This window comes from Leucobacter chromiireducens (assembly GCF_003917135.1).
In the GTDB taxonomy this organism is placed as follows: domain Bacteria; phylum Actinomycetota; class Actinomycetes; order Actinomycetales; family Microbacteriaceae; genus Leucobacter; species Leucobacter chromiireducens_A.
Genome location: NZ_RPDI01000002.1, coordinates 143,053 through 161,178, shown reverse-complemented (window position 1 = coordinate 161,178; position 18,126 = coordinate 143,053). Strand labels below are relative to the sequence as shown.

Below are 18,126 nucleotides of genomic sequence, written 5' to 3'. Positions count from 1 at the left end.
GCGGGGTGCCTAGTTCGGTGCCTTGCAGGTGCCGCTGAACGTCTGATCCTGCGGCTTCTGCGGCAGCAGCTGGTCGCACGCCTGCGTGAGCCGGTTCCCCAGCTGCGACGAGTTCAGTCCGGTGAGCGCCAGATTGGTGCCGGTGTTCGTGCCCCAGGTGTAGAGCACGCCATTGGCGTCGAGCGCCATGCTCCCGGCGTACAGGGCCAGCACACCGGTGATCGTTGCCGCGCCGGCCGGCGTGGTGGTGCGCACCGGTCCGCTCGGCCCGTTGCCGCCGAGCGACCGCGTGTTGTTGCCGTGGTGGCCGTTCTCGTTCGTGCCAAACGTCCACATCTCCCCCGTTTTCGACAGCATCACGGTGTGCTCGAAGCCGGAGCTGATCTGCGCGATCGCGGGCAGACCACCGACCTTGACCGGGCACGAGGAGATCCCGTCGACGAAGCCACACGTTGCCGTCGTCCCGACCGCGTTGTGGTTGTTCTTGCCCCAGGAATACACTGCACCGTTCGCATCAAGCGCGTGGCTCGTGTAGTGCCCGAAACTCAGGTCAACGACGTTCGTTACGGACGAGAGCATCTGCGGCGTCGATCGGGTCGCGAGCAGATCACTCGTATTGCCGAGGCCACCCCAGGTGTTCTTCCCCCAGGTCCACAGGCGCTTGTTCACGTCGATCGCGCCGCCGGCCTCCGCGCCGAGCACCACGCGCGTGAAGTTGTACCCGGTGAGCACCTTCTTGGGCTGCGATCGTGCGCCGCCGCCGTCGGCAAGCATGAAGTTGTTGACGTTTCGGCTGTCGGTGGGCTTGCCCCAGGTCCACAGATCGCCGTTCGAATCCACCGCAGCGGCGACCGCCGTGTGAGACGTCGCGGCGTTGTTGACCAGGCCACCCAGACTGATGCTCTTAAATGTCGTGCCCCCGAGACCGGGGACGAGGGTGGGCGCCTGCGTTGAGCTGGGCGTCACGCCGAGCACCGCGCTCGGACTCCCCCAGCTCCACAGGCGACCGCTCCCGTCGAGGCCGAGGCCATTCGATCCAGCGATGGACACCTCGACGATGCCAGCCTGATTCAGCGCGGCGACCGTGACGGGGTTCGACACGGGGTTCGTCCCGTGCCCCTGCTGGGACCCCAGGTTCATGCCGTAGCCGTACCAGCTGCCGCCGGAGCGGTAGAGCCCGAAGCGGTTCTCAAAGTTCGATACCGGAACGCCTCCGCCACTCGCCACCGGCGGCGTGGTCGTTGGGGGCGTGGTGGTTGGCGGTGTGGTGGTTGGCGGTGTCGTCGTCGGCGGCGCTGTGTCGCCGGTCGTCGGTCGCTCATAGTCGGAGCCGACCGGCCAGTTCACGTACGCGCTGTCATCCGGTGCTGCGGAGGTGAGCGCGACGGGGAGCGCCGCACCGAGCGCGACCATCGATGCGACGGCAAGCCCGGCCGCAGCGCGGCCGGAGAGCCTGCGCCGTGGCGCGCGGGTTCGGACGAGCTTCTCACGCATGTTCGGTCTCCGCTCCGCGCGCTGCGCGCTTCTCCGCACGGCTCGCCCGCTGCTCGGCGCGCTCCTCGAGGCGCTCGATCGCCTGACCGCGGGTCTCGCCGATCCGATTCGGGTCGAGCAGCATCAGGCTGATCACGGTACAGAGGAAGAACGCGAGTGTGGCGATTCCTGCCGGCCCCTGCATCGCGACGGCCGCGTACCCGGCAAGCGGGAGCGTCCCAACGATCACCCGCGCCTCGGCAACCGAGTACGGGTACGGGTCGTTCGACGAGTTCGCGTCGCCACGCAGGATCAGTCCGGTGGTGTCGGGGAGGTCTCCCTCAATGATCTCGACAATGCGGTGGGTCACGAGCCCCTTGTTGTCCGGTCGCTCGACCGTGACCGCGTCACCAACTCGCAGTTCAGTCTGATCGCGCATGTGACCGAACACGACCGACCCAACGGGCATATCCGGTTCCATCGACCCGGAGAGCACCACGGTCGGTTGGATGTTCGTGAGCAGTGCCGCACCAAAGACGAGCAGCACGAGGACCCCGAGCACTGATCCGGCGGTGAGCACAGTGTTGCGCACACCACGATAGATCCGCCAGCCACGAGTGAGCTCGTCCGGGTCGAACGCGCCATCGTCAGGAGTTTCATGGGCGGGATCCGCTGCCGGTGCTGCGGCGTGCCGGCGGCCAGCTGCGGGGCGGTCGGTGAGGCGGGTCATGCGGTGCGGTTCTTTCGTCGGGCCCGGGCGGTGAGCAGGAGGCCGGCGACCACGCTGCCCGCGGCAAGCACGGCGGCGAGCGGCCAGGCGGCGCCGGTCTGAGCAAGCTCCGAGATGATGTTGGTGGGCGGTGGGGTGGTCCGTTCGCCGTCAGTGGTGCTAAACCGCACCACTGCCTCGGCGTCCTTCGCCTGGTAGGCGTTGTCCGCGGCGAGCGGAAGGGACGCCTCGATCGTCACCGTCGCTCGTTTGCCCGCGGCGAGATCGCCCAGCGCAGCGGGCGAGCCGCTCGCGGAGCGCTGCGGCGAGAGCAGTTCCGCACCGGAGGCGTCGAGCACCCGGATACTCACGGGGGTGGCCCCCGTAGCCGCAACCCCGCTGATCTCGGGGATCGAGACGACGAGCGGCACCGCACGCGGGCTGACGTTTGCGACGCTAAGCTCCGTGTCAACGGACTCTCCGGGGGCTGGCATCTCTATGGTGACGCGCTGCTCCGGCAGATCAAGCGGGCCGTGCGTCGCGCTGGCTGGCGCAATCGCCGCGAGCGCGACGGGGCTGACGAGACTGCCCAGGGAGAGGGAGAGGGCGACGGCGAACAGGGGCGGCACTACGTTCATCGGGATCCTCCTGGGGACGCGGCGTGGGGTGGTGGCGGGCTGGGCGGTGGCTAGCGGGGAACGCTCACGCCATCGAATCGCACGGACACCCCGCTGTGCGCTGGGCGATGCGGGTCAGTGCGGGCGGGGTCGAGAGTGACGGTGACCGTGAGGAAACGGGTGTCCTGCGCCTGCAGCGGCTGCGCCCAGGTGTGGTGCAGCTGCGCGACCGTGGTTCCCGGAACGTTGTCGAGCAGCACGGCTCCGTCCTCTTCGACGGTGAAAAGAAAGTCCTTAAACAGCTCGGCGCTCTCGCCGTTCTGCCCGGGAATCCCCGTCAGATCGTCGGGGTCGTCAATGTGCATCGTCACCTGAGCCGGGTTCCGCGGGCTCGCGTTCCCAACGGCGACATAGATTGTGCGGCTTTCCCCCGGGAGCATCGTGCCGAGATCCTCATCGTGCACGGAGATCGGCTCGGCGCTCATGTCGGCCAGGCTGTCCGGGTGCCAATCGGGATCAAACGACGCCTGCGCCCGAACGTCCAGCGTGTTGCGGGAGCCGTCGAAGATGGCCGCGGTCTCAACGGAGGAGCTCACGGCGGCCCAGGTCACGGCGGCGCCGACCGCGAGCACGGCACCAACGCTGAGGAGCGCGCGTTTCTTGCCGGTGGGGAGGTGCGTCACGGGGTGGTCCTTTCGCGGAAGCCGCGGGGCGTACTGCGGAGCGGAGAGACAGAGATGCTGGGGGCGCGGGGCGGCTCAGACGAGCCGCCCCGCGAGCGGGTCAGTTACTGCCAGACCTGCGAATCGAACGCGACCTGGAGGAACACGTTCTGGTTGCGGATCTGATCCGCAGCGGTACCGTCCTGGACCTTGACGTTGATCAGCAGATCGCCGCCCTCGGCCGGGAGCCACTTGTTGCCAGCGGCCCCGTTCGTGACCTCACCGCTGAACGCGGCCCAGGTCTTCCAGGTGCCACCAGGAACCTGGAAGCGGAGAGCGTTCAGGAGCTCAGCGTTCGCGGCGTTCGAGGTGCTCTTACCCGGGGTCTCGATGATGCTCCAGGTGATGGCCGACGGGCCGTGGGTGGTCGTCGGGTTCGGCGCCTGACGGAACGGAATCTTCATGTTGATCACGTTGCCGGGAACCATGCTCTGCAGACCATCGAAGTTGATGGGCGCTGCGGTGGCCGAGTCGGGCGACTCCTGCCAGTCGCTATCGCTCGTCGCGAGCGCGAAGCTGGACTTCGCCGGCACGCCCTGCGCGTTGGTGTTGATCACCTGGATGTCGACCTCCTTGGCGGTCGAGATGCCCTTGTCACCGTTGCCGAAGTTGAGCCATGCAGCATCCTGGAACGCCGCGAAGGTTGCTGCGGAAGCAACGGTGAGGGCGATGGCGCCCGTCGCGAGTGCACGCTTCCGGCCGGATGCGCGCTTCTTGGTGGGGGTGGTGTCCGTCATGAAGATGAACCTTTCGGTGTTGGGTGGAGTTTCCGGTTTCCCGGGAGGCGGCACCGAGGATTCGGGGCTGCACGTGGCCGGTCTCGGAAGATCGGCCGTCGTTCCGCCGGAGCGGGAACGAAGTCTGTTGAGTTGTGCGCGGCGCGCGGTAAACGCTCCCCCGCTACTTCGCGGTGGCGCGCGCTTGGAGCTGCGTGATGAGTGAGGAACCGTTCAGGCCGAGACCGGTGATTCCATCGGGTTCTCGCAGGGTGAGCGGGAGGCTACTCGTCGTGCTCTGGACCGCGAGCACCGCACCTGCCGAGCTCAGAGTCAGGAGATCCGGCAGCAAGAACTTCTGAGACGGGGAGTTATTGCAGGCCCAGGACACGAGCGCGGTTCCCGCGACGTGCCCGGCAGCGTCCCAGGCCATGCACCGGCCCGTCGCCTCGTTCTTCAGCGCGCCCGTCGACGCGGTGTAGCTCCAGCGCTGGTTCGCCCCGCCGTGACAGGAGTACGCGACGAGCCTGGTCCCGGCACCGCTCGACGCGCTCGGGTCGTCAACGCAGTTTCCGTTGGCCGAGCGGACGGTGCCGTCGGGCCACAACCGCCAGGACTGCAGCTTGCTCGGACCCGCGGAGACGATGTCTTTTTGCAGCGTGGCGCCGGAGTTGCTGTTGCCGCCGGTCACGACGAGCTCCTCCCCGGCCGCATTCTTCATGCGCAGCCCAGGCAGTTCGAATTGCTGCGAGAGTGTGCCGTCGCAGGTCCACACCACCATCGGACTGTTCACCACGTGTCCGACGAAGCCCCACGCGAGGCACTTACCGCTGCTCACGTTCTTGATGCTCTTCGTGGCGCTGTCGTAGGTCCACTGTTGATTCGCGTACCCGTGGCACTGATAGCTCAGTACCTGCACGCCATTCGCGCCGCCGCTCGGGTCGTCCAGGCAGTTTCCATTCCCGGTGCGCAGGGTTTTGTCCGCGAGCAGCGTCCAGTCCTGCACCGGGCTCCGCTCGATGATGGGGATCCGCACACGCACATTCGCAGCAAGGGTCTCCCAGGGCGCGAGGGTATCGGCCCCCTGGATCGAGCGGAACGTCTGCATTTGCTCCCAGGTCTGATTCGTGACCGAGTAGCCGCCACCGACGAGGGCAAAGTCGAAGCGCAGCGCATTGAGAAGCTCGGGAGAGGGGGTACTTCCCGGCTGCGCGCGCAGCGCGAACTCGAACGCCGCGCGGGATCCTCCCGACGCGTTGATGTAGCGCACTTCGAACTCGCACGCCGGCCCGCCGGGGCGGAGTGGCTCAACGCACTGTTCCTGCGCGGTCTGGCCGCTCTCGTCTTCGGCCTGCATCCACTGGTTGCCGTTCTGCAGGAACTTGCCGTCAACAATCTTGGCCACCTGGATGTCAAAGATGTCAGCCCTGAACGAGGCGTTCAAGAAAGCCTGATCCCGAAACGCCGCCGCAGTTTGCGCTGCGGAGCTCATACCGCTCGCACCGAGGAGACCGGCCATGCAGATCGCGATCACGCCGCGGATTCGGCCGGTTCGGCGTGGCCCGCGAAGCTGGTGGCGGCCCAGGCGGCGGACGCTGCGTCGAGCAGGCATACGCGTCGTCTGGCTTCGGCGAAGTGGCACGGGAACCTGTGTCTTTCTCGGTTGAGTGAACGGCGGGGCTGTTCCAATCCTCTGCACCGACTGTGAAGCGATCGTCCGCTTGTGGGCTTTCCCGTGCGCCGGAGTATCCGATGCAGTGCTCGAGCGCCTGCCGCTGCGCGTGCGGCCTGCTCCACCCCGTGCGCGCAGGGTGCCCGCTGCGCCCGCGGGGCGCCCCGCCCGCGACGCGCCCCTGCGGGGCGCCCCCCATCGAAACGTGGGAAACCGACCCTTCCCGCGGCCGAAGGGTCGGTTTGCCACGTTTCGATTGGATGAGGGTGGGCCCCTGGGTCCGCGGGCGGGCACCCGGGCCCTGTGGTCCAGCTGGAGGCGGGCAGACTGGTCCATTCGGTGAGCCAGTGGGAGGATCGGCGCATGCGTATCCTCTCCATCCAGTCCGCCGTCTCCTACGGGCACGTCGGGAACTCGGCTGCCGTCTTCCCGCTGCAGCGCCTCGGCGTCGAGGTGATGCCCGTGCACACGGTGTTGTTCTCCAACCACACGGGCTACGGCGCCTGGCGCGGCCCCATGCTCTCCGGCGACGACGTGCGCGAGGTGGTCGCAGGCATCGAGGAGCGCGGCGGGCTCGCGGGGGTGGACGCGGTGCTCTCGGGCTATCAGGGCGGCGACAGCATCGGCGACGCGATCCTCGACGCGGTCGCCCGCGTGAAGCAGCACAGCCCGGACGCGATCTACGCGTGCGACCCCGTGCTCGGCAACGCGGTCTCCGGCTGCCACGTCGCCCCCGAGGTGCAGAACCTCATCCGGGATCGCGTGGTGCCGCAGGCCGACCTCATCACGCCGAACCAGTTTGAGCTCGGCTTCCTCACCGACACCTCCCCCGACACGCTCGAGTCAACGCTCGCGTCCGCCGACCTCGCACGCGCGCAGGGTCCCAGCACGGTGCTCGTGACGAGCGTCGCGCGGCCCGACGCCCCAGCGGACACGATCGAGATGCTCGCCGTCACCCCCGAGGGCGCGTGGCTCACGCAGACCCCCCGGCTGCCGATCAAGGCGAACGGCTCGGGCGACGTCACCGCGGCTCTCTTCACCGCGCACCTGCGCCGCACCGGCGACCCGGCGGCCGCGCTCACGCAGACCGCCGCGAGCGTCTACGAGCTCCTCGAACAGACGCTCGCCTCGGGCCAGCGCGAGCTGCAGCTCATCGCCGCGCAGGAGTCCTACGTCACCCCGCAGGTCAGCTTCGCTGCGGAGCGCGTGCGCTAAGCGGCAGCGCCCGGCGCGAGCACGGCACCGATCCCGATCCCGAGCAGTGCGAGGAGGACGGATCCCACGAGCGTCCCGAGCCCGTGCAGCACGGCACCGATCGGCCGCCTGGCGAGGATCATGCGCGCGGTGTCGAGGCTCGCGGTGCTGAACGTCGTGTAGCCACCGAGGAAACCACTCGCCAGCACCGCGGTGATCGGCGCGGCGAGCGCGAGGCCGGTGACGACGCCGAGGGCGAACGAGCCGCTGAGGTTGACGAGCAGGATCCCCACCGGGAATCGCGCGCGGACGCGTGCCGGGATGCCCTGGTCGACCGCGAAGCGTGCGGCGGCTCCGAGGCCGCCCGCCACGGCGATCCCGAGCACGGTGAGGAGCGTCGGCGCGGCGGTGATCACGCTGCGCTCCCCCGCGAGGAACCAGCCCGCAGCGCCCGCCCGCCCGCGATGCCGGCGAGGCTTGCCGCGAGCCCGCCACCGACCGTCACCGCGGCGTAGCCGAGCGCGACGCCCAGCTCGCCGGCGAGCAGCCGCTCGGCGAGCTGCGCCGCGAGCAGGCTGTACGTCGTGAATCCGCCGAGCACTCCGGTGCCGAGGAGGAGCTGCGCGCGGCGCCAGCGCGGGCTCCCGCCGGCGAGTTCGACGAGGAGGCCGAGGAGCAGCGCGCCGAGCAGGTTGACCGCGAGCGTGCCGATCGGCCAGCCGCCGCGCTCCCCGAGCCACTCGCCGGCGCCGAAGCGCGCGATCGAGCCGAGCGCGCCGCCGAGCGCCACGAGCCCGAACGCCGCGAGGCCCGGCCTCGCCCCGTGTGTCACCGCAGTCATGCCTCGTCCGTTCCGTCAGCGCGTGCCCTCATCCTCCCACCGGGCGCGCCGCGCTGCCCGGCGCGGCGCGCCTCAGATTCGCTTTTTCGCTCATTCGATGTTTAAAGTTAGACATGCCGAACATTTTGATTCGAAGGAGCGAAAGATGCGAATGAGTGCACGCACCAGCGCCGCGCTGCTCGCGGCCGGCGGCCTGCTGCTCGCGGGCTGCGCCAGCGGGGCGCCGAGCGAACGGCCCGCCGCGCAGGCAGAGACCCGCGCCGAGAAGCCCGCCGACGACCGCCCCGTCGTGCTCACCACCTTCACCGTGCTCGCCGACATCGCGCAGAACGTCGCGGGCGAGGACCTCGCCGTCGCCTCGATCACGAAGGTCGGCGCGGAGATCCACGGCTACGAGCCGACCCCGCGCGACATCGCGCGCGCGGCGGAGGCCGAGCTGATTCTCGACAACGGGCTCGGCCTCGAGGCCTGGTTCGCGCAGTTCGTCGCACAGCTCGACGTTCCGCACGTCGTCGTGTCCGACGGCATCGAGCCGCTCGAGATCACCGCGGACGCCGACGCCGGCAAGCCCAATCCCCACGCGTGGATGAGCCCGCGCGTGGTGCAGCAGTACGTCGACGTGATCGCGGAGGCGTTCGGGGAGCTGGATCCCGCGCACGCCGACGACTACCGCGCGCGGGCGACCGCGTACCAGGCGGAGCTGCAGGGCGTCGCCGACGAGCTCACCGCCGCCCTCGCACCGCTCCCCGAATCGCAGCGCGCGCTCGTGAGCTGCGAGGGCGCGTTCTCCTACCTCGCGCGCGACGCGGGGCTCACCGAGCAGTACATCTGGCCGGTCAACGCCGAGCAGCAGGCCACCCCGCGGCAGATCGCCGAGACCATCGAGTTCGTGCGCGACAACGACGTGCCGGCGGTGTTCTGCGAGTCGACCGTGTCGGACGCTCCCATGCAGCAGGTCGTGCGCGCGACCGACGCGGTGTACGGAGGCACCCTCTACGTTGACTCGCTCTCCGAGCCGGACGGGCCGGTGCCCACCTACCTCGATCTCATCCGCCACGACGCCGACACGATCGCGGCAGCGCTCACGGGGGCACGGCGGTGAACGAGCAGCGTGGGATCGCGGAGCCCCATCCAGCCGCGCCGGATCCCGGGGAGCCGGCGATCACCGTGCGCGAGGTGAGCGTGCGCTACGGCGAGGTGCAGGCGCTCGACGGTGCGAGCCTGAGCGTCGCGCCCGGGCGCGTGACGGGCCTGATCGGCATGAACGGCTCGGGCAAGTCGACCCTCTTCAAGTCCATCATGGGCGCGGTGCGGCCCGACCGCGGCGAGGTGCTGGTCGCGGGCGGCACGCCAGCCGCCGCGCGCTCGCGCGGCCTGCTCGGGTACGTTCCACAGAGCGAGGCGGTGGACTGGGCGTTTCCGGTGTCGGTGCGCGACGTGGTGATGATGGGCCGCTACGGGCACCTCGGCCCGACGAGGCGCCCGCGGGCCGCCGACCACGCCGCGGTGGCCGACGCGCTCGCCCGCGTCGAGCTCACCGAGTTCGCCGAGCGCCAGATCGGCCAGCTCTCCGGCGGGCAGAAGAAGCGGGCGTTCGTGGCGCGCGGCATCGCGCAGGGCGCGCAGATCCTGCTGCTCGACGAGCCGTTCGCCGGGGTCGACAAGCGCTCCGAGGCGATGATCGTGCGCCTGCTCAGGGAGTTGGCCGCCGGTGGCAGCACCGTGCTCGTCTCCACGCACGACCTGCACGCGCTGCCGTCGCTCGCCGACGAGGCAGCGCTCCTGCAGCGGCGCGTGCTGTTTCACGGGCCCGTCCGGGAGGCGCTCGCGCCCGAGCGCCTCGCGCTCGCCTTCGGGCTCGGGCCGGGCACCACGGATCTCGAGGATCGGAGTCACGCATGAGCCCGCTCGATTTCCTGCGTGAGCCGCTGCAGTACGAGTTCATGACCCTGGCGATCCTCACCACGGTGATCGCGGCGGTCGTGTGCGCGCTGCTCTCGTGCTGGCTCGTGCTCATCGGCTGGTCGCTCATGGGCGACGCGGTGTCGCACGCGGTGCTCCCCGGCGTGGTGCTCGCCTACGTGGTGGGCGCCCCGTTCGCGATCGGCGCGCTCATCTTCGGCTTCCTCGCGGTGGCGCTCATCGGCGGCATTCGCAGCACGAGCCGCGTGAAGGAGGACGCCGCGATCGGGATCGTGTTCACGACGCTGTTCGCGCTCGGCCTCGTCCTGATCTCGGTGACGCCGAGCGAGACCGACCTGAACCACATCATCTTCGGCAACATTCTCGGCGTCGCGTCGGCTGAGCTCGCGCAGATCGCGGTCCTCGCCGCGGTGGCGTTCACGGTGCTCGTGGTGAAGCGGCGCGACCTCACGCTCTACGCGTTCGACCCAACGCACGCACAGGCCATCGGCCTGAACCCGCGGCTGCTCGGCGCGCTGCTGCTCGGACTGCTCGCGCTCACGGCCGTCGTCGCACTGCAGGTGGTGGGCGTGATCCTCGTCGTCGCGATGCTCATCATCCCGGGCGCGACCGCCTACCTACTCACGGATCGCTTCGGGCACATGCTCGTGATCGCGCCGATCCTGTCGGCGAGCTGCGCCGTGCTGGGGATCTACCTGAGCTACTGGCTCGACGCGGCGTCCGGCGGCCTCGTGGTGCTCGTGCAGGGCGCGGCGTTTGGGCTCGTGTACCTGCTCAGCCCGCGCCACGGCCTGCTCGGGAAGCGGCTCGCGCGTGCGCGTGCGCGGCGGGAGTCGGCGCCGGCCGCCGCGGGGCTAAGCTGAGCGCATGACCTCCCCAGCCGAGCGCGACGCCGCGCCCCTCGCGCAGCTGCTCGCCTTCCGCGCCGATCCGCGGCTGCCCGAGCCGCCGGCGCATCAGCTGCGCGAGCGGGTGTTCCGCGCGATTCAGAGCGGCGAGCTCCCGCCGGGCACCCGGCTCCCCACCGTCCGCGCGCTGGCGGAGGCCACCGGGCTCGCCCCGAACACCGTGGCGAGCGCCTACCGCGCGCTCGACGAGGCCGGTGCCGTCGAGGGGCGCGGGCGGGCGGGCACCTTCGTGTCGCTCGCCGCGCGGGGCGACGCTGAGGCGCGCCGTGCCGCGAGCGAGTTCGCGGAGCGCGCGGCCGAGCTCGGGCTCTCCCCCGAGCGGGCGATCGAGCTCGTTGGCGAGGCGTTTCGGGCGCTGCGCTGAGGCCGCGACCCTGAGAGCGGTGTGCTGGGGGCGCGGCGCAGCCCCCAGCGTCCTCGCGTCACACTTGGTTAAGGGGTTGATAGTATGTGCCCTATGGATCCACGCATCGACATGAAACACGAGCTGCTGCTGGAGCACGCCGGCCAGCGCTCCCCCGCGGCGCGCACCATCATGGCGGTGCTCCAGACCGCCACGCTGATCGACCGCGCCTGCGCCGCGCAGCTGGCCGCGCACGAGCTCTCCGAGGGACGGCTCGCCGTGCTCCTCGCCGTCGCGCGCCGCGGCACCGCCTCCCCGGCCGAGCTCGCCGCCGACCTCAGCGTCTCCCGCGCCGCGATCACGGGGCTCTGCGATGGGCTCGCGCGGCAGGAGCTCATCTCACGCGGCACGCACCCGAACGATCGCCGCTCGCTCACCATCACGCTCACCCCGGCCGGCGAGCGCGCCCTCGACGCGCTGAGCCCCGAGTACGGCGCGTGGATCGGCGAGCTCGCTGCCGGCTTCGACCCGGCCGCGCTCGACGGCGCGCTCGCGACGCTCGGGGCGCTGCAGGCGCGGCTCGGGGGCGGCGCATGAGCCCCGGCGCACGCAGCACAACGATCATCGCCCCCGAGCACCTCGCGGCGCTCGAGGCCGGCACCGCCGAGGCGCGCACGCTGAGCGAAGCGCTCGCGATCGATCACGGCGCGCTCCTGCGCGCCGCGCTGCCCGCGGCAACCCCCGAGCTCCTCGCCGCGGCCAACGCGGCGCAGCAGCTCGGCATCCTCCGCCGCATGGGCGCGATCGGCGCGGCGCTCCAGCAGCACGTGCCACCCGGCGAGCTCGCGCCGCTCGCCGAGCACCCCTCGGACACCGTGCGCGGCTGGTGGTGCTTCGCCCTCGCGGCGCGCACGGAGCTCGACCTGGCCGAGCTGCTCGCCGCGGCCGAGCCGCGCGCCGACGACCCGTGCTTCACGGTGCGCGAGTGGGTGTGGATGGCGCTGCGGCCGCGGCTCACCGCTGAGCTGCCGCGCGCCATCTCGCTCCTGACACCGTGGACGCACGCCCCGTCCGCGCACGTGCGCCGGTTCGCGAGCGAGTCGCTCCGACCCCGCGGCGTGTGGGCGAAACACATCGCCGACTTCGCCACCGCGCCAGCGCTCGGCGAGCCGCTCTTGGAGCCGCTGCGCGCCGATCCCGAACGATACGTGCAGGACTCCGTGGCGAACTGGATCAACGACGCCGCGAAGACGCAGCCGGACTGGGCGCGTGCGCTCACCGCGCGCTGGCTGCGCGAAAGCCCGGGGGCCGCGACCGAGCGGATCGTGCGGCGCGCGCTGCGCTCGCTGCCCGCCGCGTAGTCGGCGGCCCCGGCAGGCTGCGGCCCTCGCCCCGACCGGCCGCCCTACACGACCGGCAGCGCCACCTTCGGCTTCGCCCAGGATCGGCCCTGCGTGTCCTTCAGAATGTCGTACTCGACGTCGACGTGCGGCTCGATCGCGCTGTACTTGTCGTTGGGGGCGCCGATGATGAGCTGGAAGCCGAGCCCGCGCCACGCGCCGATCGCGCGCTTCGTGAAGTGCGCGTCCGCCTTGATGAGCGCCTCGTCGAGGAACACGGGGGCGTAGCGCGGCCGCTCGGCGTCGGCATCGCCCAGCTGATACCGCAGGGCCGCGCCGACGATGAACGCGATGAGCTCCTGCGACTCGCCGCCCGACTTCTCGCCGATGTGGTCGTAGAGCGCCGCGTGCGCGCGCGTGTCGGCGTGGACCTTCTCGGCGCTCACGCGCACGTGGTTGCGCACGTCGATGAGGTCGGCGAAGTCGGGGGCCGTGCGGCGAATGCGCGCGATCAGGCGGGCCATCCGCTCGTACACGTGCGCACGCTCGGCGTCCGTCCCCGCCGCGTCGATGAGCGCGCGCACCTCGCGCAGCTCCGCGCGGAAGCGTCGGCGCGGCTCCGTCTGGTGCTCCCGCGGCGTGATCTGCAGTCGGTGCTCGTCGTCGTAGAACGGCAGGTCGCGCATGATCCGGTTGACCGGTTCGATGCGTTCGCGGATCTCGCGCAGCGCGCGCCCGAGTGCCGAGTCGAGGTTCGCGAGGTCGTTGCCGGAGAGCCGGAGGAGGCTCGCCTTCCACTCGGCCTCCAGCTCGTGCAGTCCACTCGCCTCGAGCTCGGTGAGGATGCGCTCGAAGTCGGCGAGCGACGCGTCGGGGTCGGCGCGCAGCGTGGGGTTCGGCCACGCCTCGAGGAACGATTCGAGGGTGCGGCGCAGCGCGTCGCGCTGCTCCTCGAGCGTCGCCTGCGCGACCGCCTGATCCTCGAGCATGCGGCGCCCAGCGGAGTCGAGCGCCGCGTCGAAGCGCGCGAGCTCCGCGGCGCTGCCGGTCGCCGCGCCGTCCGCGAGCTCGAAGCGCGAGCGCAGGTAGTGCAGCTGCTCGGGCGCGATCACACGCTCGGCGTCCTCGGCCGCGTCGACGAGCTGCTGCGCGTCGTCCACCTCGTCGGTGATGCGCGCCCACTGCTCGGCGATGCGCTCCTGCTCGCCCTTGGCTCGGCCGATCTGCTCCTGCAGCGCAGCCACCTTCTGGCGCAGCGCCGCGAGCTGCTGCTGCACGGCGGCGATCTCGGGGTTACCCTCGGTCACCTCGGCGATGATGCCAGCCCAGCGCTGCTGCTCGCGTTCCACCGCCGCGACGTCGAGCTCCTCCCAGCTCGCCTCGCGGACCGCCGCGTATGCCGCGAGCCGCGCCTCCAGGGCGTCGAGCGCGCCGTCGGCCTCCGACTCGGCGCGGGCGGCGCCGGCGAGCTCGGCCGCGATGGCCGCGAGCTCCTCGTCGAGCTCGGCGATGCGGCGCTGGTTCGAGAATCCGAGCACGTTGCGCCGCCCCTGGCCGCCGTGCGCGCCGCGGCTGCCCTGCGAGAGCTGGCCCGCGATGGTGAGCGCCTGCGCGTGACCGGCGAGCTCGGCCGCGCGATCCACGCAGACAAAGTCGTACTGCCGTACCAGCCGCTCCTGCAGCCAGCCGGTGAACGGGGTGTCCCGGTAGTCGAGCCGCCCGGGCAGGCGCCCCGACTCGAGGCGGTCGGCGCGCGGCAGCCCGGTCGGCACGCCCTCGTACCGCAGCCGCACGGGGGTGCGCACGGTGTCGATCGCTGCGCGGAACGCCGGCAGCTGCGCCTCGTCGATCAGCAGGGTCGTCGCGAAGCCCCCGAGGGCGAGGTTGAACGCGTCGCGCCACGGCTCGAACTCCGTACGCACCTCGACGAGCTCGCCGACGAACGGCAGCTCAGCGATCGGGATCCCGGCCGCCTCGGCGAGCAGCTCGCGGCTCTCGTGCAGGATCGGGGAGATCGCGTCGCTGCGCTCGAGCGTCTGCTCGCGTTCGCGCACGAGCGCGTCGCTGCGGCGGCGCAGCACGTCAGCGGCGCCGCGCGCTTCGGCGTAGGCGGCCCGCGCCGCACCCTTCGCCGAGGCGTCGGCGAGCGCCTCACGAGCGCGCGCGGTGAGCGCGGTGAACGCCCGCTCGGAGGTGATCTCCTCGCCGAGCGCTGCGGTCGCGTCCTCGAAGCGCTCGCGCTGCAGCCGCACCGTCACGAGTCGGCGCTCGACGCGCGCGAGCTCGCGCTCGGCCGTGTCGAGCCGGTCCCCGCCTGAGGCGCGCAGCACCTCAGCGAGCGCGCCGCGCTCGGCCTCGGCGGCGTCGGCGAGCACGTGCTGGGCCCGCACCTCCGCGTCGGCGTCGCGCTTGCGCTGCTGCAGCTCGTCCTCGACGCCGCGCAGCAGTTCGAGTCGGCGGGTGGTGCGCCAGAGGGCCGCGATCGACGAGGGCTCGGTGAACCGGCCCACCTCGTCGATGAGGCGCAGGCGCTCGGCCGCGGCCTCGATCCTGCCACGCATATCGCGAACGGGGCGGAGCGCGCGCACCTGCTTCTGCGCTGTGACCATGCGCGTGCGCGTGCTCTCCAGCTCGTCGAAGTGGCTCACCACCGCGTCGGCGATCGCGAGCGTCTCCGGCTCCTCGAGCACCATGCGCTTGTAGAGCTCGTCGACGGTGGTGATCTGCTGCCCGGCCTGGATGCGCGCGAGCAGGCTCATAGCTTTCGCTCCGGCGCCGGCCGCGCCGATCCCGAGCACCGAGTGGATGCGCGCGGAGAACTCGCGGTCGGTCGCGATCGACTCGAGGCCGGCGGCGCGCACCGCGGCGTCGGAGAGCCGCTGCTCGGCCGCACGCTCCAGCGCGGCGAGGTCGAATGGGCCGTCGACGACCGCGCGCACCTTCACGGTGTCGTCGAGCAGGCGCGCGGCCGCCGGGATGTACCACGCGCGCACGGCGGTGAAGCGCGAGCCGTCGTGGTCGAGCCACGTCATCGCGATCGCCGTCCACGTGTCGCTGCCGTCGCCGCGCAGCACGCGCACCTGCGTGCCCTCCTCGGTACGCGACTCGTCGATCTTCCCGCGGCCGTACGAGAGCACGTTGCGCTGCTCCTCACCGCGCGGGCGCCCGGCGACGCCGCCGTTCGATGCGCCGTTGAACGGGGTGGTGTGCGGCATCATGAGCGCAATGTACGCGTCCATGAGGGTCGACTTCCCCGATCCCGATCCGCCGCAGAGCAGCGTCGCGGTCGGCGAGAAGCGCACGCGGTGCGCGCCGTCGTAGCCGCCCCAGTTCACGAGCTGCAGTTCGTCGGCCGCCCACTGCTGCCCGCGCGACTCGGCGGGGATGAGGCCGAAGAGGGTGTCGAGCATGGTCACAGCGCTGGGTCTCCTTGTTCGGGTGCGGTGGTCGCGGCGTGGTCGGCGTTCTGCGCGCGCAGCCACTCGGCGAGCTCGCGCAGGCGCGGCGCGCTCAGCACGATCTCGATGAGCGGGCTGATGCGGAACCGGCCCTCGGATTCCTCGTCGATGATGCCCTCGTGCCGCAGCCGGCCGAGCGCGGTGCGGATCGCCTTCTGGCGGCGCGCCACATCGCCGTCTGCCGCCGTGAAGTAGCTGAGCACGGTCTGCTCCACCTCCTCGACGTCGACGCGCACGGCGGGCTCCCCCGCCGTTGACTCGCGCTGGTACACGGTGCGGAGGTACACGAGCACGAGCGTCTCGGCCCGCGTGTACGCCTCGTCGCGCAGCAGAATGGGCGCTTCGAGCTCATCGGATCGGATCTGCTGCTTGTACGCGACCCCGCGCGCGGGATCGACGACGAGCCGCACGAACAGATCGTGCAGCCGCGACTCGATGATGTGCTGGTGTTCGAGGAGCACCTTCCACTCGTCAGGGTTGCGCTCGGCGAGCAGGAAGCGGCGCTGCAGCAGTCGGACGAGCACGCGACGCACCTCAAGGTCGAGCACGCCGCGGTCGCCGGGGAAGCTCTCGTCGGGATCCCGCTCCATCGAGACAGCGGCGATGAACGCGTCGTCCGGATTCTGCGTGGCGTCCAGTCCTGGGGTGTCGCTCATGCGGTCTGGTCTTTCTGGGTACTGGCGGTCACGGCGCCGAACGCGAACGAGCGAACGGTGCCGTCCGGGCGGAGGGCTTCGGCGATCGAGACGTCCTCCGTCTCGACCATGCCGTTGCGGTGCGCGATCTCGAGCAGCCCGAGCAGGTCGACGGGGCGGCGCGTATCGGGATCCGTGCCGGCGAAGGCCGTGGCGAGGTCGAAGCGTTCGGCGCCGAGCCCGGCGACGTACGCCTCGAGCTCGGGGTAGCGCGGGCCGCCCCACGCGCGCGTGTCGGCGTCAACGAACTCGACGTCGGCCTCGTCGGCGCGCAGCGGCTCGGGCCCGCGCGGGGGCCGGGGATCGCTGAGCGACTGCCTGAGGTGCCCGATCTGCGCCGCTGGCAGGCTGCGCAGCGGCTCAGCGCGGTCGGACTGGCGCGAGTGCTGCATCCAGGTCTGCAGGCCCGACATCACGCTGCGCAGCAGTTCGTCCACCTCGCGATCGCGCGCGGGGTCGTGGGTGCGCACCTGCGCGGTGATCACGTGCGAGGCGCGCCGCTGCGCGGTGAGCACCTCCTGCACGCCCTGCTCGACCCGGCTCGCGATGGCGCGCAGCTCGCTCCGCTGCTCCTGCGCCATGAGCCCGGCGAACGGCTGGGCGAGGACGCCGGAGAGCTGCTCGGTGAGCTGGTCGATGTGCTCGGCGTCACCGATGAGCGCGAGCGCGCCGGAGAAGGCCCGCCCCTCGGGCGTCGCCTGCATGACGTGCTGGCCGCGCTGCAGATACTCGCGGAGCACCTCGCCTGCCGGTCGCACGTCGCGCCGGAGCTCGGCGACCACGTCGCGCTGCATCGCGTTGATCGACTCGGCGACGCGCGCAAAGTCCGCCGGGAGCTCGCGCGACAGGTGCAGCACGTTCTCCGCCTCCTCGAGCAGCAGCTCGTCGTCGACGGAGTCGATCTCACCGGCACGCAGCCGCGCCATCTCGGCGTCGATCGCCGCGCGCTCCGCCTGCAGCGCGGCCAGGCGCTGCTCGGGATCCGTCTCGGCGCTCTGCACCAGCTGGTCGACCGAGTCGAGCAGCGTGCGCACGCGCGAGCGAGAGACGCGGGCACGGCCGGCGCCGGCGCGGCTCACGATCTCGAGCGCGCCAACGGCCTGCGCGGAGAGGCGGTACACCTCGACCTCGTCCTCGATCTGGGGCACGAGCCAGCCGACGCGCACCCAGTAACGGCAGATCTCGCGGCCGGAGCCGGCCGGCAGCCGCCGCTCCCCCTCGTCGAGCCCCGCGGCGCGCAGCTCCTCCACCGCGTCGCCCACCTCGACGTGCGCGTCGGAGATCGCGACGGTGGGCCGCTCAGCGGTGAAGATCTGCGAGAGCGCCGCCACAACAAAGGGGGCGTAGCGGCCGTGCAGCAGCTCGAGCATCGGGTTCTGGAACGCCGCTGCCGCCTGGCGGTAGCTCGCCGTAGCCCGTGAGTGTGACATATCCCTCCAGAATACCGCGCGTCAGGGGGTGGCGTGCGCCAGTGCAGACGCACTGTTTCGAGTCGAAAAGCTGTGCCGCTTGCCC

18 protein-coding genes are annotated in these 18,126 nt (G+C 71.3%); 7 read left to right on the top strand and 11 right to left on the bottom strand.

Annotated elements, in window-relative coordinates; genetic code table 11:
* Positions 1-9: 9 nt before the first annotated feature.
* From EGM46_RS01875 to EGM46_RS01850, 6 genes are all read right to left on the bottom strand, one after another.
* Entirely contained in the window at positions 10-1,494 is a 1,485-nt protein-coding gene (locus EGM46_RS01875; protein ID WP_125098470.1) for an RCC1 domain-containing protein, read from the bottom strand.
* On the bottom strand, positions 1,487-2,203 hold the full coding sequence (locus tag EGM46_RS01870; RefSeq protein ID WP_125098469.1) for a signal peptidase I: 717 nt from the start codon (positions 2,201-2,203) through the stop codon (positions 1,487-1,489). Before EGM46_RS01870 ends, EGM46_RS01875 begins: the two co-directional genes overlap by 8 nt.
* Positions 2,200-2,820 carry a hypothetical protein gene (locus EGM46_RS01865; RefSeq protein WP_125098468.1) on the bottom strand — a complete coding sequence of 207 codons (621 nt, stop codon included), beginning with the start codon at positions 2,818-2,820 and terminating at the stop codon, positions 2,200-2,202. The genes EGM46_RS01870 and EGM46_RS01865 overlap by 4 nt, the downstream gene beginning before the upstream one ends.
* Positions 2,821-2,870: 50 nt before the next feature.
* Entirely contained in the window at positions 2,871-3,482 is a 612-nt protein-coding gene (locus EGM46_RS01860; protein ID WP_125098467.1) for a hypothetical protein, read from the bottom strand.
* 104 nt (positions 3,483-3,586) lie between these two features.
* Positions 3,587-4,258: a hypothetical protein gene (locus EGM46_RS01855; RefSeq protein ID WP_125098466.1), complete on the bottom strand. Its 672-nt coding sequence runs from the start codon at positions 4,256-4,258 to the stop codon at positions 3,587-3,589.
* A gap of 163 nt (positions 4,259-4,421) precedes the next feature.
* Complete coding sequence (locus tag EGM46_RS01850) at positions 4,422-5,681, bottom strand: RICIN domain-containing protein (protein WP_206427468.1); 1,260 nt, start codon at positions 5,679-5,681, stop codon at positions 4,422-4,424.
* 591 nt (positions 5,682-6,272) lie between these two features.
* Between EGM46_RS01850 and pdxY the strand changes: the two genes are divergently transcribed.
* Positions 6,273-7,124: a pyridoxal kinase PdxY gene (gene pdxY / locus EGM46_RS01845; protein WP_125098464.1), complete on the top strand. Its 852-nt coding sequence runs from the start codon at positions 6,273-6,275 to the stop codon at positions 7,122-7,124.
* Here the strand turns inward: pdxY and EGM46_RS01840 are convergent.
* On the bottom strand, positions 7,121-7,519 hold the full coding sequence (locus EGM46_RS01840) for a fluoride efflux transporter FluC (protein WP_241156117.1): 399 nt from the start codon (positions 7,517-7,519) through the stop codon (positions 7,121-7,123). The two genes, pdxY and EGM46_RS01840, sit on opposite strands and share 4 nt — an antisense overlap.
* Positions 7,516-7,944, bottom strand: coding sequence for a CrcB family protein (locus EGM46_RS01835; RefSeq protein WP_125098463.1), 429 nt, complete (start codon positions 7,942-7,944; stop codon positions 7,516-7,518). The genes EGM46_RS01840 and EGM46_RS01835 overlap by 4 nt, the downstream gene beginning before the upstream one ends.
* Positions 7,945-8,089: 145 nt before the next feature.
* Here EGM46_RS01835 and EGM46_RS01830 point away from each other — a divergent pair, with 145 nt between their 5' ends.
* The 6 genes from EGM46_RS01830 (at position 8,090) to EGM46_RS01805 (ending at position 12,479) form a co-directional block, all read left to right on the top strand.
* Positions 8,090-9,046 (top strand): metal ABC transporter substrate-binding protein, encoded by a 957-nt coding sequence (locus EGM46_RS01830; protein WP_206427467.1) that lies wholly within the window; start codon positions 8,090-8,092, stop codon positions 9,044-9,046.
* Entirely contained in the window at positions 9,043-9,846 is an 804-nt protein-coding gene (locus EGM46_RS01825; RefSeq protein WP_241156116.1) for a metal ABC transporter ATP-binding protein, read from the top strand. Before EGM46_RS01830 ends, EGM46_RS01825 begins: the two co-directional genes overlap by 4 nt.
* A complete protein-coding gene (locus EGM46_RS01820) occupies positions 9,843-10,730 on the top strand; it encodes a metal ABC transporter permease (protein ID WP_125098461.1) in 888 nt (295 codons plus the stop codon). Before EGM46_RS01825 ends, EGM46_RS01820 begins: the two co-directional genes overlap by 4 nt.
* Before the next feature lie 4 nt (positions 10,731-10,734).
* Positions 10,735-11,139, top strand: a complete 405-nt coding sequence (locus EGM46_RS01815) for a GntR family transcriptional regulator (protein ID WP_125098460.1) — start codon at positions 10,735-10,737, stop codon at positions 11,137-11,139.
* Between the two features lie 93 nt (positions 11,140-11,232).
* The gene (locus EGM46_RS01810; protein ID WP_164512778.1) at positions 11,233-11,715 is read left to right on the top strand and encodes a MarR family winged helix-turn-helix transcriptional regulator; all 483 of its coding nucleotides are present in this window, start codon (positions 11,233-11,235) and stop codon (positions 11,713-11,715) included.
* Positions 11,712-12,479: a DNA alkylation repair protein gene (locus EGM46_RS01805; protein WP_125098458.1), complete on the top strand. Its 768-nt coding sequence runs from the start codon at positions 11,712-11,714 to the stop codon at positions 12,477-12,479. Before EGM46_RS01810 ends, EGM46_RS01805 begins: the two co-directional genes overlap by 4 nt.
* A gap of 44 nt (positions 12,480-12,523) precedes the next feature.
* Here the strand turns inward: EGM46_RS01805 and EGM46_RS01800 are convergent, their stop codons facing one another.
* From EGM46_RS01800 to EGM46_RS01790, 3 genes are read right to left on the bottom strand one after another with little or no spacing between them, the layout of a single operon-like run.
* Positions 12,524-15,874: an ATP-binding protein gene (locus tag EGM46_RS01800; protein WP_125098457.1), complete on the bottom strand. Its 3,351-nt coding sequence runs from the start codon at positions 15,872-15,874 to the stop codon at positions 12,524-12,526.
* Positions 15,871-16,572, bottom strand: a complete 702-nt coding sequence (locus tag EGM46_RS01795) for a DUF4194 domain-containing protein (RefSeq protein WP_125098456.1) — start codon at positions 16,570-16,572, stop codon at positions 15,871-15,873. Before EGM46_RS01795 ends, EGM46_RS01800 begins: the two co-directional genes overlap by 4 nt.
* Positions 16,569-18,041 carry a DUF3375 domain-containing protein gene (locus EGM46_RS01790; protein ID WP_125098455.1) on the bottom strand — a complete coding sequence of 491 codons (1,473 nt, stop codon included), beginning with the start codon at positions 18,039-18,041 and terminating at the stop codon, positions 16,569-16,571. The genes EGM46_RS01795 and EGM46_RS01790 overlap by 4 nt, the downstream gene beginning before the upstream one ends.
* Positions 18,042-18,126 lie beyond the last annotated feature (85 nt).